This is a genomic window from Streptococcus dentiloxodontae (genome assembly GCF_053206925.1).
In genome coordinates, this window is record NZ_JBRUHR010000001.1 from 103,105 (window position 1) to 120,208 (window position 17,104).

Here is a 17,104-nt window from a genome sequence, read left to right on the forward strand (position 1 = left end):
TAACCTTTTCATATCCTACTTCTAGGCATTCCACTCCGCCCTGATAGTTTGATAAGCCTCAACTGGATCTTCCGCCTGTGTTATTGGTCGTCCAACCACGATATAATCTGAGCCGATTTGACGAGCCTGCGCTGGTGTCATAACCCGTTTTTGGTCGCTAGCAGCAGAACCTGCTGGTCGAATACCTGGTGTCAGGCAGATAAAGCGTTCTGAAGTAGCTGTCTTAATGGCTTCAACCTCATGCGCTGAACAAACTACACCGTCAAGTTCAGCTTCTGCAGCTTTTTTGGCATAATGAACAACAGATTCGACTAAACTGCTTTGAATGTTTTGATCTTCTTTCATCTGCTCCTCTGAAGTTGATGTCAGCTGTGTTACTGCAATCAATTTAGAACCTTGACCTAACCCTTCTCTGGCAGCTTTCATCATTTCGACACCACCAGCTGCGTGAACATTGGTCATATCTACACCTAGGTCTGCTAAAACAGCCATTGCTGATTTAACTGTATTTGGGATGTCGTGCAGCTTCAAGTCCAAAAATACTGAGTGCCCGAGCGATTTAACGTAGCGGACAATCTCTGGTCCAACAGCATAATAGAGCTCCATTCCGATTTTGACGTAGAGCTTTTCTTCTTTGGGAAATTGGCTTAAAAATGATTTCACATCTTCAAATGACGGGAAATCAAGAGCAACAATCGGACGTTCTTCTCTCATTATCTTTCCTTTCATAGCTGATAGCTCTTACATAGCTACCTTAAACAGACAAATAAAAACCTCGCCAGAGACGAGGTTACACGAAATTACGGAACAGCATTTCCGATTATCAACGGAGAAAATCTCCTTTTTCCTGTAACAAAAGCATCCGCAGATACTCAACCTTTCTCGCCTCTCTGGACATGATTAAAGGCTCTTTAATTGTTTACCAGTATATCTTTTTTAAGCACTATTGTCAAACCCTGCTCAACAAATACCTAAAATCCTCTGCTCTTATCCATAACGTTTTGTCATTTCTAAAAGGAGGGCACCCAACAAGACCTGATTGCACAATTCTTGAGTCTAAGTAAAGCCTAAGTTTTTTAGGATTGTGAAAAAGACAGGCAAAAGGAGTAACTGCACCTGGTTTTACTTTTAAAAGCTCGGCTAACTCTTCCTCACTAGCAAAACTTAGACGTGTATCATCCAAATCTTTTGCTAATTGCTTCAAATCCAGTTTAATTTCTGCTGGTGCTACTACTAAGTAAAATCTACTGGCCGAGCGGTTTTTAAGCAAAAGTGACTTTAAAGCCTGCCCTTTAAGTTCAAAGTCAGCATCTAGGACATGCCAAATGGGTTTATGTCTGACAAGTTCAAAATCTATTCCTTTGGCATTTAACAAACGGTATAGTTCTTTTTCGCTACCCTCCAAGTCCCTCTCGAACCTCCATTCTAAGAGATTCTAGGTCTTCAATGCCATATTTGTCCATAACCTTAGGCAAGTCTTCAATGATATTTGGACAAGCATAAGGATTCGTAAAATTAGCCGTTCCAACAGCAACGGCTGATGCTCCAGCTATCATCATTTCCAGAGCTGCTTCAGCCGAATCAACACCGCCCATACCTATAATAGGAAGTTGTGTCTGTTGCGCTACTTGACGAATAAGCTTTAGAGCAACTGGAAAGACTGCTGGGCCAGACATGCCTCCCTGACCGTTAGCGATGATAGGCTGACGCGTCGCCAAATCATATCGTGTTCCCACCAGAGTATTAATCATGGTGAAACCAGTCGCTCCTGCTTCTTCAACAGCCTTAGCAACCGTTGTAATATCCGCAATGCTTGGTGTTAATTTGACATAAACGGGAACTTCAGATGTCTGAACAGCCGCTCTGACAGCTGCGTAGGCTAATTCCGGAACTTGCCCGATTAAAAGCCCCGCATTGCCATGATCTACATTGGGACAGGAAATGTTGAGCTCGATAGCTGTTACATTTGGAGCCGTGGAAATCCGCCCTGCAACATAAGCATATTCATCATTAGAAAAGCCTGCAACATTAGCAATGATGGGGAGCTCGGGAAATTGTTGAGCCAACCAAGGCAGCTTTTCAGACATAACCGCTTCAACCCCAGGATTTTGCAAACCGATAGCATTAAGCATACCAGATGGTGTCTCTGCTACACGAGGAGTGGGATTGCCAAAACGCGGTTCACGTGTAGTCGCTTTAATCATGATAGAGCCAAGTCGATTCAAATCGTAGTATTTAGCATATTCTTGTCCAAACCCAAAACAGCCAGATGCTGGAATGATAGGATTTTTCAAATCAAGACCAGGAAGTTTAATCGCTAAACGTTTTTTTGACATTGAAAACCTCCTTATAAAACAATACTGCCAGTTTCAAATACTGGTCCATCTTCGCAAACACGCTTATTGGCAGCCTCACTTTTATCGCGTAAATGCACAACGCAGGCATAGCAGGCACCCATGCCGCAAGCCATACGCGATTCCATCGAAATATAAGCATGGGGATGCTGTTCAAATTTTTTATCAACATATTTGAGCATACCAGGAGCCCCACAGGCATAAACAGCCGCAAAGTCTTCGGACATATTATCAACAACAGTTGATACATAACCCTTAATACCGTAGGAACCATCATCTGTGGTTACCACTACATCGGCGTATTTGCTGAATTCATTTTCTAAAATGACAGCATCTTTATTAGCAAATCCCAAAACTGCTGAAACCTGGATTCCCTTGTCATGCAAGGCTTTTGCAGTTGCATAGAGCGGCGGCACTCCAATCCCTCCGCCGATTAATAGGGCTTTTTGTCCAGAGCTAATCACGGATAAATCAAAACCATTGCCTTGCGGTCCCATAGTGTCGACCTTATCACCTGCTTTCAAACGTGATAAAATTGCAGTTCCCTCGCGTTCTACGCGGTAAATAATAGTCGCCTCTTCTCCTCTTTTATCAATGGCAGCAATGGAAATGGGGCGTCGTAAAAGTTTGCTGGGATCCGGTACACGCAGATGCAGAAATTGGCCAACAGACATTTCCTGAACCATAGAGCCGCTTAAGACCATTTCAAAAATACGCGGAGCGATTTCTCTTTGACTGACAATAGTCAGATCTTCTACCAAAACTGCAGGTTTCTTTTCACAATTTGGATTCATACTTATCCTTTCGTTTGTTGTAAAAATGCTTTGCTATGATTCAAACAGCAAGCAGAAAAAGACTTGTAAACGCCTAGTAGTATAGCTTTTTCAGTCTTTCTTGTCAATCCTAGCATTTTTATGTGGTATAATAAACTAACTGAAATCAAGCAAAGGAGAAAAAGATGTCGTTTGATGGTTTTTTCTTACACCATGTAACCAATGAGCTGCGCCAGCAAATTTTATACGGACGGATTCAGAAGGTCAATCAGCCCTTTGAACGTGAACTGATCATAACTGTGCGCAATAATCGCCAAAATTATAAATTGCTGCTGTCTGCTCACCCTGTTTTTGGACGTGTACAGACAACCAAGACCGAGCTGCCTAACCCGCAAAATCCTAATACTTATACCATGATTATGCGCAAGTACTTACAAGGCGCTGTTATTGAAGATATCCAACAGTTGGAAAATGACCGTATTCTTGAAATATCGGTTTCTAACAAAAATGAAATCGGCGATCAAATCAAAGTGACATTGGTTGTCGAAATCATGGGCAAACATTCCAACATCATTCTTTTAGATAAAAATGAGGGAAAAATCATTGAGTCTATTAAACACGTTGGCTTCTCTCAGAATAGCTATCGTACTATCTTACCGGGCTCAGCTTATCTTTTTCCGCCTCAAACGGATGCTCAAAATCCTTTTACAATTTCCGATGAAAAGCTCTTTGAAATTTTGCAAACACAGGATTTATCAGCCAGAAATCTCCAAAGACTTTTTCAAGGATTGGGATGCGATACAGCCACTGAATTGGCTGTTCAGCTAGTAGAAAATGACAGGCTTAAACAGTTTCGTCATTTCTTTAGCAGGCCCACTCAGCCTACTTTGACAGAAAAAAGTTTTGCCGCTGTGCCATTTAGCAACAAGATTCAAAGTTTTGAGACCCTGTCAGAACTGATGGACTTTTTCTATTTGGAAAAAGCAGAGCGTGATCGTATTTCCCAACAGGCTGGCGATCTGATTCACCGTGTCCAAAATGAACTTGAAAAAAACAAGAAAAAATTGATTAAGCAGCAGGCGGAATTGACAGCAACCGAGAATGCTGAAATTTTTCGCCAAAAAGGGGAGTTGCTTACCACCTACCTAAACAGGGTACCTAACAATAAAGAAAGCGTCGAGTTAGATAATTACTATACCGGAGAAAAAATAAGCATCGCACTTGATTTAGCCTTAACGCCTAATCAAAATGCTCAACGATATTTTAAAAAATACCAGAAGTTAAAGGAAGCCGTTAAGCACCTGACAGGATTGCTTGAAGAGACTAGGCAAACGATTGCCTATCTGGAAAGTGTTGATTACAATCTCTCGCAAGCGAATATGGACGAAATTGAAGACATTCGTGAAGAACTTGTGGAAGCTGGGTTTATCAAACGCCGCTCGGTTAATAAACGCCATAAACGCAAAAAACCTGAACAGTATTTGGCTAGTGATGGCAAAACTATAATCATGGTTGGCCGCAATAATCTCCAAAATGAAGAACTCACTTTTAAAATGGCTAAAAAGGGGGAACTCTGGTTTCATGCCAAAGATATCCCTGGCAGTCATGTCATCATTAAAGATAACCTTGAACCATCTGACCAAGTGAAAACAGATGCGGCTGAGCTCGCAGCCTACTATTCCAAATCGCGTCTGTCTAACTTAGTTCAGGTAGATATGATTGATAACAAAAAGCTTCATAAACCAAGCGGGGCAAAACCAGGTTTTGTCACCTATACAGGGCAAAAAACTCTGCGTGTTACCCCAGATGAAAATAAAATTTTAACGATGAAAATTCATTGAATCGGCAAAAATAATTCTCAAAACCGTTGGTTGATAAACTTGACAAATGGCAGAAAAATAGAGTGGGACTACAAAATCGATTTTGTAGTCCCACTCTATTTTTATCTATTCAGATTTGGTGATATCTTCTTTCATTTCATCAACATTAAGTTTCGCAAATAGGTACTGGCGGTCTTGAACAGGAAAGCGCTGGTCCAATTGATCAACTGGGCCAACTTCTACAAGGCCGTTTTCAATGATGAAATCCATGACATGTCCGCCGAAGGTATGATCATCACTGATAAAATGCAAATGATAGCCCGCTACACTGACACCGTGAAACATCTCAGGTGTCCAAATCCCGACAATAGTTCCTGATACTTCTTCCATAGTGTATTCCGGCTGACGGGTAGCAACTTCGGCGAATTTAGTATCTGAGGTTGAACGTGGAATCATACGAACGTGCATGTTTTTAAAATGCCCTTTAATCTTGATGGAGCGAAAAAGATTGACTCCATCATAATAAGATTCAATACGTTCTTCTAATTCCTTGTCTGTCATTTCAAAACGCTGACGAAAAATAACTTCAGCTTGATGAGGAACAACAGCCGCATAAGGCACTTTAACATCTGGAGACACTTCTACAACTTCTGGCTGACCACCAGACCCCTTAGCTTGATAAGCTTTGCCATCTAAAACAATGAGTTCTCCGTCAATGGAGTCTAAGGTACCAATACCCAGATCGCCGTGTTCAAGAAGCTCACCAATGGTCAAAGAACCCCCATAGAGCCCCGCCATCAGAGCCCCTAAAGTATTGTATTGAAAAAGCTTGATTGCTTCTGACATGATCTTCCTCTTTCCTAATAAAATTCATCCGGTAGGATGGTTTCACCCAGTTTAACATTATCTTTGTAATCAATTGGTACATCAATAAGAACGGGGCCATCTCCACTTTCCTGCAGAGCTTTTTGTAAAATCTCTTGGAAGCGTTCTTTACTGTCTGCTCGGTAACCTTTAGCTCCAAAACTTTCTGCATATTTTACAAAATCCACAGGTCCAAAATCTACTCCTGACGAACGGCCATATTTCATTTCTTCCTGAAATTCTACCATGTTATAACGTCCGTCATTCCAAATAATATGGACAATCGGCAGCTTAAGACGAACAGCCGTTTCCAATTCCTGTGCTGAGAAGAGAAAACCACCATCGCCTGAAATGGAGATAACCTTAGTATTGGGACGTACCAGAGCCGCTGAAATAGCCCATGGCAGCGCAACTCCTAATGTCTGCATACCATTTGAAAAAAGCAAATGACGCGGTTCATAAGATTTGAAATAGCGAGCCATCCAAATATAGTGACTGCCAACATCAACTGTAACAGTCATGTCATCAGAAGCCTGCTCTTGCAGAACCTCAATCACATCAAGGGGATGAACAAGGCCGTTTTGATCGTCTAGGTCAAATTTAACATCTTCAGCAACAGCATTTCTAAGGCCTTTGAGGTACTCACGTGAATCTGCTGATAATTCATATCCTTTAACAGCCGGAAGTAATAATTCCAGTGTTTCCTCCATATTCCCAATGAGCTCACGTTCCGGCTGGAAGTAAGAGTCTATTTCTGCTGGTTCAACATCAATAACGATGATACGAGCTGAGATTTCAGCATTCCAGTTACGGGCTTCATACTCAATTGGATCATAACCAATGGCAATAATTAAATCCGATTTTTTTAAAAGCATATCGCCTGGCTGGTTGCGAAAAAGTCCAACACGGCCAAAGAAAGTATCCTCTTCTAAATCGCGAGAAACAATTCCAGCACCTTGAAAGGTCTCAACGACTGGTAATTTAACAGATTCCAAAAGATGACGCAAAGCACCCGTCACTTGACTCGTTGAAGCTCCATTTCCCAGCAAAAGAACAGGGAGAACTGCATTTTTAATCGCCTGCGCTAAGTAGTTGATATCATCTACTGAGGCTGAACCAAGCTGAGGATCGGTCAAAGGTTTGATAGCTTTTAGAGACACAGTGCTGTCTACCACATCCTGAGGAATGGAAATAAAGCTAGCGCCTGGTTTTCCAGATTTAGCATAACGATAGGCATTTGCTAAAGTTTCTGAGATGGTATTGGCATCATGAATCTCAGCAGCATACTTGGTAATAGGAGTTAACATAGCTACATTGTTCATGGATTGATGGGCACGTTTGAGTAAATCTGCACGCTTAACTTGCCCACCAATAGCAAGAACGGGATCACCTTCATCAGTTGCTGTAACCAAGCCTGTTGCCAAATTGGAGACCCCTGGCCCGCTTGTTACTAAGACAACTCCAGGTTCGCCTGTGATACGTCCGATTCCTTGCGCCATAAAAGCTGCATTTTGCTCATGCCGTGCAACAATAAGCTGCGGTCCTTTATCTTCAAGTGTATCAAAAACACGGTCAATTTTTGCACCTGGAATTCCAAAAACATATTTGACATTGTGGTTAATGAGACTGTCAACCACCAAGTCTGCTCCATATTGATTATTAAAATTATCTGTCATGATTTGACCTCTATTCACAAATGATAAATCAATTATAGCATAGTTTGGACAAGAGATTGTGAAATTTTATCTTGTGAAAAAATTAATTAATTTCTACTATCTTAAAAGGTGTATAATAGTGAAAAAGGAGGTATTTTTATGAGTGTCTTTAATAAAACTTACACAACGAACTCTGACCATTCTGCTAGATCATTGGGTTCCGGCTCTTTAGACGTTTTGGCTACTCCTGCCTTAGTTGCTTTTATGGAAAATGCTGCCTACGAATTTATTCAAAAGAAACTGGATAAAAATCAAACAACTGTCGGATCGGAGATTGCCGTGCAGCATTTAGTTGCTTCTTCTATTGGACAAGATGTTACTATCGTCATCACTGCTCTGCTTGAAGAGGGACATCGATACGATTTTAGATTGGAAGCTTATTCTGATGATTCCCTTATCGCCAAGGCTAACCATACACGTGTTCGAGTGGATAGTCAGAGATTTCTTTCAAAACTAATGAAGTAAATTGCGAAAGGCTAGACAAGTTTTATTGTCCAGCCTTTATTTTTTACAATAACAAAAGTTCAAATAAAGTTTAAACCTTGCCATTTTTATTAGGCGAGAGCTTTTTTATTTTTAAAGAGTTGGTATCTCAATTCTTCTAAACCAATAATAATAAATGGACAAGCAATTAAATAAAGCCAATGCCAAATACCTAATGGTGCTGTGTTAAAAAGACCATGCAAAAATGGAAGATAACTCAAAGCAATAAGCAGAAGAATCTCAATGAAAATACCAAGATTAACCATTCGGTTGCTAAATGGTTTAATGCTTGAAATTGAATTATTCTTGCCCTTACGACTATTCATAACCATACCAATCTGTCCAAAAATGATAGCCCCCAAGGTCATTGTTGTGGCTTCGCGGTAAAGAGAACCACTTCCAGCTAGACTTGTCAGATGGCCTTGATTAATCAAATAAGTGACAAAAAATGCTCCCATAGCTAAAACAGATTCAATTAGACCATACCATAGAAAAGCTTTAAGTAGTAATTGCTTATTGAGTAATCGATCGGTTAACTTACGCGGCGGATGATTCATCACTCCTTGCTCAGGCGGTTCAATACCAAGTCCAAGGGCTGGCAGCATATCTGTTCCCAAATCAATGGCTAAAATCTGCATGACAGTCAAAGGCAGAGGAATAAAACCTCTTGAAAACAAGAAGAATGCTGAAGGCACCGCTTCTGGTGTATTAGAATTAAAAATATAGGTTAAGAATTTTTGGATATTATGGTAAACAGCACGGCCTTCTTCAACAGCATGAACAATGGAAGCAAAATTATCATCAGTCAAAATCATATCGGCTGACTCTTTGGCAACATCAGTTCCTGTAATTCCCATAGCTACCCCGATATTAGCCTTCTTCAGAGCAGGAGCATCATTGACGCCATCGCCTGTAACTGCTACAACTTCTCCCATTTCTTGAAGCGCATTAACAACACGATACTTTTGCTCAGGTGCTACACGGGCAAAAACGACTTCTCCTGTCAAAGCTTCTTTTAGCATTTCCTCGCTCATTTCACTGAGTTCCAGTCCTGTAATGACACGAGCATCATCACCAGTTACAATACCGATTTTTTTAGCGATGCTGAGCGCTGTCAAACCATAATCTCCGGTTACCATAATGATGCGAATACTTGCTTGATGGCATTTTTCAATAGCTTCGTGAACACCTTCACGAGGAGGATCACTCATAGCAATCAAGCCAAGAAAGATTAGATTTTCTTCTAAATCTTCAATATCCCAATTATCTTTATCAATTTGCTCATTGTCCAATGAACGATAGGCAACAGCAAGCACACGAAGCCCTTCTTCTGCGAAATGATCATTGGCCGCTAAAATCGCTTGACGTTCTGTTTCTGTCATTTCAGCCAAACCAGCCTCACCATAATAATGCGAGCTGAGTTCCATAATTTCTTTCGGAGCTCCTTTTGTAATGGAAATATGCTCATTTCCATCCAACTCTTGACTTAGTGAATGGACAGTTGTCATTCGTTTACGGACAGAGTCAAAAGGAAGTTCCTTGACTCGTTTAGCCCAGAAACGGTTGGCATCCAGATTGACTCCCGCTTTTTCAGCTAAAACATTCAAACAGGCTTCTGTTGGATCGCCTAAAACAGTGTAATTTGAATGCTCCTTATCTGGCGGAAGAACTTGAGCATTACTGCAAAGATGTGCAAAACGAACAAGACGGTTGACTGTTTGATTTTGATTAATAGCTACCGCAGAACCGTGTCTTTTTTTTACTTGTCCCTGACTGGCGTAACCTAGACCGGTAACATCATACTGCCCGCCAACTGTCCAAAGATGATTTACCGTCATTTCATTTTGTGTCAAGGTTCCTGTTTTATCTGAACAAATGACAGAGGTTGCTCCTAAGGTCTCGACTGAGGACAGTTTTTTTACGAGAGCATGATCTTTTGCCATACGCTGCACAGCCATTGCCAAAGATAGGGTAACCGTAGGCAAAAGCCCTTCTGGGATGAAAGCTACAATCATACCGAGAGCAAAAATGAATGCTTCTGCCAGAGGTTGATGAACAAACAGTACCGAAGCAATCATAAAAAACAGACCGACAGAAACAGCAATCATAGAAATTTGCTTCGTCAAGAGATCCAATTCCTTTTGTAAAGGGCTCTTTTCTTCTGCTAGATTTTGTGTCAAATCGGCAATCTGACCAAATTGAGTTGCCATACCTATTGCTGAGACAATCATTTTGCCCGATCCAGACGATACTGTTGTTCCAGCAAAAACCATATTATCAAATTCAAGCGCTGATTTGTCGGGAACATTGTCAGGTTCAGCGGTTTTATAGATGGGATTTGACTCACCGGTAAGTGCTGACTGATTCACTTGCAAATCCGTTACAAACACTAAGCGGCCATCTGCTGAGATACGATCTCCTTCTTCAATTAAAACGAGATCTCCTGGTACCAACTCTTCTGCTAGAATTTTCTCTTCTCGGCCGTCGCGGACAACTCGAGCGTAAGAAGGCAGCATTTTCTTAAGTGCTTCTGTTGCCTGAGACGCTCGGTGTTCCTGAATAAAGCTAAAAAGTCCATTAACAATATTAACTAACCAGATAGCCACACCTAATTCTAAACTGTGAGAGACAATAGCTACTGCCCCGCCAACCCATAAAAGAATAGCCATCAGGCTGGTAAAATTCCTCAAAAAGGTAATGACTATAGATTCTTTCTTACTCTCACGCAAAACATTGGCGCCATATTGTTGCTGGGCTTGTCTAACTTCACGATGTTTCAAACCCGAACTAGAAGTACCGACAGCTTGATAGACATCATCTGCTATTAGTTTTTCAAGGCCTACCGAAATCTTTTTTTCAGTACTCATAAGATTATTTTCCTCGATTCTAATTATAGGAGGTTGACAGGTTTATTTGTGCAGTCAGCCACTTTCTTTTTATATCTACATTATACTCCTATTTTCAGAAAGTGATATCAAAAAAATACCCATCAAAAGATGAGTATTTTATTTGTTTTTGACTCGAGTAAATTCATGATTAAGGTAATTTTGTAAGCCTTCAAAACAAGAAATTAAACTCAAATAATCATTTAGCGACTGTCTAGGCGGGACATCTGTCGCGTCCAGTGAAATCCGTTGAATATCATTTTCATACAAAATACGAAAGCCTACAAGCATTCTGTCAGAAAAATAATTTTCATTGTTCAAAATAGCACAATTATAAATAATCCCAACAGGATTAGCTACCTTTTTCTCAATGCGAATAGAACGAGCAGATAAACCAGGTATCTGTTGAAAGCGCTCTAAGATAATCTGCCGCTGGCTGGGAATAAAATCTCTGATATCCATAAGCTACCCCACTTTCTAAATAGCTTCTTTCCCTTTATTATACCCTAAATTTCTCAAAAAAACTTAAGAGGAATTTCTAAGAGAGACAACTAGACTCAAACTTGATTCAATCAAGCCAGCAGCACGGCCGCTTTTTCGTTATGCCACCTTGTAAAATAGAGCCGAAAGATAATTACTGCCACTAATAGGGTAATTCGTCAACAAAATCCGTTCACGATTAGCATCTGAAACATCGCTGGAGCCTTCTGCAAAAATGGTTTGACTAAATACTTCACCACTTCTAGCATAGAAGAAACCAATCGTATAGTCGGGCTGGTTAGTTGTCACTAGACCTACAGCATTGCTAATGTTTTCTTGAGGTTCGGGGGAAATACCAGTCACTGTATAACTGCCAGTAGTTCCGCTGATTGCACCATTGGCATCAAAAACAAGAGTATCTCCTAGTTCATTTTGCCAAGTACCTGCCAGCGAACTATAGTTTCCAGCCATCAATTCTTCATAGTTTCCCGTACTGCTTGCTTGATCAGATGAGCTTTCTGTACTTGCTTGAGTACTTGAAGAGCTTGATTGGCTAGAAGAGGTTTGTGATTTAGCAGAAGATAGCTTGCTGGAAGTTGAAGAAGTCTGCGTCTTATTCTTAGAAGATTGGCATCCGGTCAAAAAAAGAGAAAATAGCGAAACAACCCCAATCATAAGTATCAAAAACTTCCTGTTTTTCTTCATGTGTGTCATATGAACCCCACCTTTCCAAATAAAATTTAAAAATACAACCTAAAATTTATTACTGTTATATCAGTGATTAAGCATTTTCCAACTAGCTAATCTAAAGTGTGTGCGCTATTTCTCATCATCATCCATGCTAAGCACGCTGAGAAAGGCTTCCTGCGGCACTTCGACAGAACCAATAGCTTTCATGCGCTTCTTACCGGCTTTTTGTTTTTCAAGGAGTTTGCGTTTGCGGGAAACATCTCCGCCGTAACATTTAGCCAGAACATTCTTGCGCAGAGCTTTAATATCGGTACGCGCCACAATCTTTTGACCGATAGCCGCTTGAATAGGCACTTCAAACTGCTGGCGAGGAATGATTTTCTTAAGCTTGTCCACGATAAGCTTGCCGCGCTCATAGGCAAATTCTTTATGGACAATGAAGCTGAGTGCATCCACCTTGTCGCCATTAAGCAAAATATCCATTTTAACAAGATTAGATCGGCGGTATTCTGAAATTTCGTAATCAAAGCTAGCATAACCGCGAGTTGATGATTTGAGTTTATCAAAGAAATCAAAAACAATTTCAGCCAGCGGAATTTGATAAATCACATTGACACGGTTATCATCAATATATTCCATGGTGACGAAGTCGCCTCGCTTACGCTGAGCTAATTCCATAACCGCACCAACGTATTCTTGCGGCACCATAATCTGAGCCTTAACATAAGGTTCCTCAATACTTTCGATTCTTGTCGGTTCAGGAAATTCGGATGGATTAGACACTTCCAGCATTTCTCCATCAGTCGTATTGACATTATAAATAACAGATGGCGCTGTCATGATGAGATCAATGTTAAATTCACGTTCTAACCGCTCTTGGATAACGTCCATATGCAGCAGCCCCAAAAAACCGCAACGGAAACCAAAGCCTAGCGCTTGTGAAGTTTCAGGTTCAAATTGGAGGCTGGCATCATTTAGCTGGAGCTTTTCCAAAGCTTCACGCAGGTCGTTGTATTTGTTAGATTCAATAGGATAAAGCCCTGCGAAAACCATAGGATTCATCTGCTTATAGCCATGGAGCGGTGCGTCAGCTGGATTGTCTGCCAGAGTCACAGTATCACCCACACGTGTATCCTGTACAGTCTTGATGGAAGCCGCAATATAGCCGACATCTCCTGTTGCTAGGAAATCACGACCAACTGCTTTTGGCGTAAAAATACCGACTTCGGTTACATCAAAGGTCTTGTCATTAGACATCATCTGAATGGTATCACCTGGCTTAACCATGCCATTGACAATACGAACCTGAAGGATAACACCGCGATAAGTGTCATAAACTGAATCAAAAATAAGAGCCTGCAGCGGCGCCTCTATATCGCCCGTTGGTTCTGGCACCTTCTCCACGATTTGCTCCAGAATTTCTTCAATCCCAATACCTGCCTTAGCCGAGGCAAGGACAGCTTCTGACGCATCAAGGCCAATCACATCTTCAATTTCCTGACGGACTCGTTCTGGATCTGCTGCTGGCAAATCAATCTTGTTAATAACGGGCAAGATTTCCAAGTCATTATCAAGTGCTAAGTAAACATTAGCCAGCGTTTGCGCCTCAATCCCTTGCGCTGCATCAACGACAAGAATCGCTCCTTCGCAGGCTGCTAAAGAGCGCGAAACCTCATAGGTAAAGTCTACATGTCCCGGTGTGTCAATCAAATGAAAAATATAGTTTTCTCCATCTTTGGCTCTATAATTAAGCTGAACAGCATTAAGTTTAATGGTAATTCCGCGCTCCCGCTCCAGATCCATAGAATCCAGCAGCTGCGCCTGCATTTCACGGTCAGATACCGTTTCGGTCTGTTCCAAAATCCGATCCGCCAAAGTTGATTTCCCGTGGTCAATATGAGCAATAATCGAGAAGTTACGGATCTTTTTTTGTCGTTCTTTTAATTCTTCAATAGTTGGCATCATTTTCTTTCTAATACAAATAGTTCAATTTAATTTTAGCATAAAAAAGAGCCAGACTAAAGTCTTTGTGATATTTTCTTATGAAAAATAGCAGAGCCGAGAAAGAAAATTCCCAGATCTGCTATTTTAAGATTAATGGAATACCATGCCGCCATCAACGACAATAGTTTGACCTGTAATATAATTTGAATCTGCCCCTGCCAAGAAACTAACAGCATTCGCTACATCTTCTGGCTCAGACAAACGTTTCAAGGTAATATCTTTAGCAAAAGTCTGCATGCCCCATTCGTCATCCTTACCAGCATTTTTGCCCACTTTGTGAGCGATATCGTACATCATCGGAGTTTTTACAATCCCTGGTGCATAGGCGTTCACAGTAATATTATCCTGAGCTAAGTCTTTGGCTAGGGTTTGTGTGATTCCTCGAACTGCAAATTTTGTTCCGCCATAAACAGTCAAATTAGGATTGCCGACACAGCCTGCCTGTGAGGTCGCATTGATAATTTTTCCACCATGTCCAAGTGTTTTAAAATGCCTATGAGCTGCTTGGCTGCCCCAGATGACACCGCCTACATTGATAGCAAAGGCACGTTCGAATTGTTCTGGCGTGATGGTATCAAGCGGTGTGGTTGGTGCTACACCAGCATTATTAACCACAACATGTAAATCACCAAAATGCTCTACAACCTTATCAAATGCAGCATTAACTTGATCTTGTTTTGAAACATCTGCTACCACAGCAAATGCTGTATCAGAAGACAATTTAGCAACAGCTGCTTGAGCAGTTTCCTCATTGTAATCCAAAATCCCAACTTTGAAACCATCTTTGTGCAGACGCTCGGCAATAGCAAAGCCAATCCCTTGACCAGCACCTGTGACAATAGCAACTTTAGACATAGTGTTACCTCCAATAAATTTCATTTTTTATTATTATAATAATTTTCTTAAAAAAATCAAAGAAAAAGATTACAATTTTTATTTTTGATTTTCTCCCTTCATTGATAAAGCTTTTGATTTAAGTACTTTCTATGCTATAATGGAAAAAAATAATTCAGAGGAAAAATATGAAAAAAACACGATTAAATAACTACTATTTAGAGATGAAAGAACACCACCTCCATGTTTCTTATTATGATGAAGAAAGGCGTATTCGTGTTTTATTGCCTAAAGATTACGACAAGGAAGACTGGGCTAGCTATCCTGTTCTTTATATGCATGATGGACAAAACATCTTTTACAGCAAAGAGTCTTTTTCAGGCTACTCTTGGAAAATTATCCCAACTCTGAAATATCACAAAGAACTTCCTAAACTGATTGTGGTAGGTATTGATAATGCTGAGGAAAATCGTCTTAACGAGTATGCCCCTTGGATGACAGATGTTGGGACAACCCCTGAAACTGCCAGTGTTGGCGGAGATGGTATGGCTTACGCCGATTGGCTTGTTAATACCGTGAAGCCTTTTATTGATGAAACTTACCGTACCAAACCCGATCGTGAGCACACTTTGTTGGCAGGATCTTCTATGGGAGGGATTATAACAGCTTACATGGGAGCTGCCTATCCTAATATCTTTGGCAACCTTGGTGTTTTCTCTCTCGCTTCATGGTTTAGCGAACGCGATTTTTTAAGATTCTGTGACAATCATCCGCTGCAGCAGGAAACAAAGGTTTATATTCAGGTGGGCACTAAAGAAGGTGACGAAGTTGATGAGACCTTTGCCCCTAATATGAATCAGGCCTATATTGACTGCAGCCTGCACTACTATCAGTCTCTTTTGCGTACCAAACATCCTATGGACAACATTTTGCTGCGCATCATGGCCAATGAAATTCACCATGAAAAATATTGGGCGGATCATTTCTTGGAATTTTTAACATTTGCATTCAAAGAATGAAAGCTAAATCACAAATCCCTCACTAGAAGTACAGTCTTAGTGGGGGATTTGTGGTTAGACAGTCATTGATTCTGCTCATTGAGAAATAACTCTGCTGACGATACCTCAAACTATCGCTTTTAAGTTTTGAATCTAGAATCAATAAGGTCTGTCGGTTCTACTCCCACCCGCTGCAATAAGCTGTAATTTTCAATATATCTATAATAAATAAGGCTGGACTTTTGTCTCAGCCTTATTTATTATTTTGTAAGCAGAATCAAATCCAGCCTCTTATCTCTTTTTGAGTTGCTCTGCAAATCTTTTTGCTCTTACGGGCTAAATTCGTCCTTCGGCTTCTAATTCACCTAGGAAATAAGGCATTTGCAGCCGCCACCATTCCCAGTCATGTGCAACATCATAGCCCCAATAATCAAACCAAGCAGGAATTGATTTAGCAGCGAAAGCATTTTCCAAGCGATGCGTGTCTTCAATGTGCGGACCTTCCCATGCTCCCTGACCAACCGCTACGATAAAACAATTACGGCGATATCTGTCCAGAAACCATGGATCTTCCTGATTCCAAAGATAATCAATAGGAGAATTATAATAAACCAGCTCATCACCGAAATATTCTCCCGTGAAGAAACGCACATCATAAACACCAGAAAGTGCTATTGACACATCAAAAACATCAGGATGGCGTAAAGCAAAATTGACTGCGTGAAAAGCACCCATTGAACAGCCTGTCGCTATTAAGCCTCCCTGCCAATTGGCTTCATAGCGGATAAGAGGCAATAATTCATGAATAATATAACGATCATAAGCTTCGTGAGCTAAAGCCATATCATGACCAGACTTGCCTTGTGCCAGCCAAGATTCATTGTCCAGAGAATCTGGTGTGTAAAATCTCACTAAACCACGGTTGATAAAATCCTGACAAGCCTCAATCATGCCAAAATCACCGTATTCATTCTGACTGCCGCCTGATGACGGAAATACCACAACGGGCTTGCCAGCATGGCCATAAACATTAAAGTACATCTCACGGCCAAGTTCGCCTGACCAATGTGAGCGTCGTTCAAAGTGCATAATTAGATACAAGGGATGGAAATACACAAGATAAGAATAGCTTATATTATATTTTACTGTCTTATTCTTTTAGCATCATATTCTTTCGTGTTTAACTGCACGAATACCATCCGCA

General features: G+C 40.8%; 15 protein-coding genes. 3 read left to right on the plus strand and 12 right to left on the minus strand.

Annotation, left to right across the window (positions count from 1 at the left end; genetic code table 11):
- Positions 1-21: 21 nt before the first annotated feature.
- From pyrF to ACVRZ8_RS00480, 4 genes are all read right to left on the minus strand, one after another.
- Positions 22-714: an orotidine-5'-phosphate decarboxylase gene (gene pyrF, locus ACVRZ8_RS00465; RefSeq protein WP_447447546.1), complete on the minus strand. Its 693-nt coding sequence runs from the start codon at positions 712-714 to the stop codon at positions 22-24.
- A gap of 235 nt (positions 715-949) precedes the next feature.
- Positions 950-1,405: a YbaK/EbsC family protein gene (locus tag ACVRZ8_RS00470; RefSeq protein ID WP_447447306.1), complete on the minus strand. Its 456-nt coding sequence runs from the start codon at positions 1,403-1,405 to the stop codon at positions 950-952.
- Positions 1,395-2,336, minus strand: coding sequence for a dihydroorotate dehydrogenase (locus ACVRZ8_RS00475; protein ID WP_447447307.1), 942 nt, complete (start codon positions 2,334-2,336; stop codon positions 1,395-1,397). The genes ACVRZ8_RS00470 and ACVRZ8_RS00475 overlap by 11 nt, the downstream gene beginning before the upstream one ends.
- An 11-nt stretch (positions 2,337-2,347) precedes the next feature.
- Complete coding sequence (locus ACVRZ8_RS00480) at positions 2,348-3,148, minus strand: dihydroorotate dehydrogenase electron transfer subunit (RefSeq protein ID WP_447447309.1); 801 nt, start codon at positions 3,146-3,148, stop codon at positions 2,348-2,350.
- Positions 3,149-3,312: 164 nt separating this feature from the next.
- Between ACVRZ8_RS00480 and ACVRZ8_RS00485 the strand changes: the two genes are divergently transcribed.
- The gene (locus tag ACVRZ8_RS00485; protein WP_447447311.1) at positions 3,313-4,968 is read left to right on the plus strand and encodes an Rqc2 family fibronectin-binding protein; all 1,656 of its coding nucleotides are present in this window, start codon (positions 3,313-3,315) and stop codon (positions 4,966-4,968) included.
- A 105-nt stretch (positions 4,969-5,073) separates the two neighbouring features.
- Here ACVRZ8_RS00485 and budA read toward each other — a convergent pair whose 3' ends face one another.
- Together budA and alsS are read right to left on the minus strand one after the other, a co-directional pair.
- Positions 5,074-5,793, minus strand: coding sequence for an acetolactate decarboxylase (gene budA / locus ACVRZ8_RS00490; RefSeq protein WP_447447312.1), 720 nt, complete (start codon positions 5,791-5,793; stop codon positions 5,074-5,076).
- Positions 5,794-5,807: 14 nt separating this feature from the next.
- On the minus strand, positions 5,808-7,487 hold the full coding sequence (gene alsS / locus ACVRZ8_RS00495) for an acetolactate synthase AlsS (RefSeq protein WP_447447314.1): 1,680 nt from the start codon (positions 7,485-7,487) through the stop codon (positions 5,808-5,810).
- Between the two features lie 138 nt (positions 7,488-7,625).
- Between alsS and ACVRZ8_RS00500 the strand changes: the two genes are divergently transcribed.
- Positions 7,626-7,991: a thioesterase family protein gene (locus ACVRZ8_RS00500; RefSeq protein ID WP_447447316.1), complete on the plus strand. Its 366-nt coding sequence runs from the start codon at positions 7,626-7,628 to the stop codon at positions 7,989-7,991.
- An 89-nt stretch (positions 7,992-8,080) separates the two neighbouring features.
- Here ACVRZ8_RS00500 and ACVRZ8_RS00505 read toward each other — a convergent pair whose 3' ends face one another.
- From ACVRZ8_RS00505 to ACVRZ8_RS00525, 5 genes are all read right to left on the minus strand, one after another.
- Positions 8,081-10,876, minus strand: a complete 2,796-nt coding sequence (locus tag ACVRZ8_RS00505; protein ID WP_447447317.1) for a cation-translocating P-type ATPase — start codon at positions 10,874-10,876, stop codon at positions 8,081-8,083.
- Between the two features lie 138 nt (positions 10,877-11,014).
- The gene (locus ACVRZ8_RS00510) at positions 11,015-11,356 is read right to left on the minus strand and encodes a hypothetical protein (RefSeq protein WP_447447319.1); all 342 of its coding nucleotides are present in this window, start codon (positions 11,354-11,356) and stop codon (positions 11,015-11,017) included.
- A gap of 138 nt (positions 11,357-11,494) precedes the next feature.
- Positions 11,495-12,088, minus strand: coding sequence for an avidin/streptavidin family protein (locus ACVRZ8_RS00515; RefSeq protein ID WP_447447320.1), 594 nt, complete (start codon positions 12,086-12,088; stop codon positions 11,495-11,497).
- Positions 12,089-12,193: 105 nt separating this feature from the next.
- The gene (gene lepA, locus ACVRZ8_RS00520; protein ID WP_447447547.1) at positions 12,194-14,026 is read right to left on the minus strand and encodes a translation elongation factor 4; all 1,833 of its coding nucleotides are present in this window, start codon (positions 14,024-14,026) and stop codon (positions 12,194-12,196) included.
- Between the two features lie 132 nt (positions 14,027-14,158).
- A complete protein-coding gene (locus ACVRZ8_RS00525; protein WP_447447322.1) occupies positions 14,159-14,923 on the minus strand; it encodes a (S)-acetoin forming diacetyl reductase in 765 nt (254 codons plus the stop codon).
- 167 nt (positions 14,924-15,090) lie between these two features.
- Between ACVRZ8_RS00525 and ACVRZ8_RS00530 the strand changes: the two genes are divergently transcribed.
- Complete coding sequence (locus ACVRZ8_RS00530) at positions 15,091-15,921, plus strand: alpha/beta hydrolase (RefSeq protein ID WP_447447324.1); 831 nt, start codon at positions 15,091-15,093, stop codon at positions 15,919-15,921.
- A gap of 315 nt (positions 15,922-16,236) precedes the next feature.
- Here ACVRZ8_RS00530 and ACVRZ8_RS00535 read toward each other — a convergent pair whose 3' ends face one another.
- Entirely contained in the window at positions 16,237-16,989 is a 753-nt protein-coding gene (locus ACVRZ8_RS00535; RefSeq protein ID WP_447447325.1) for an esterase family protein, read from the minus strand.
- Between the last annotated feature and the right edge of the window lie 115 nt (positions 16,990-17,104).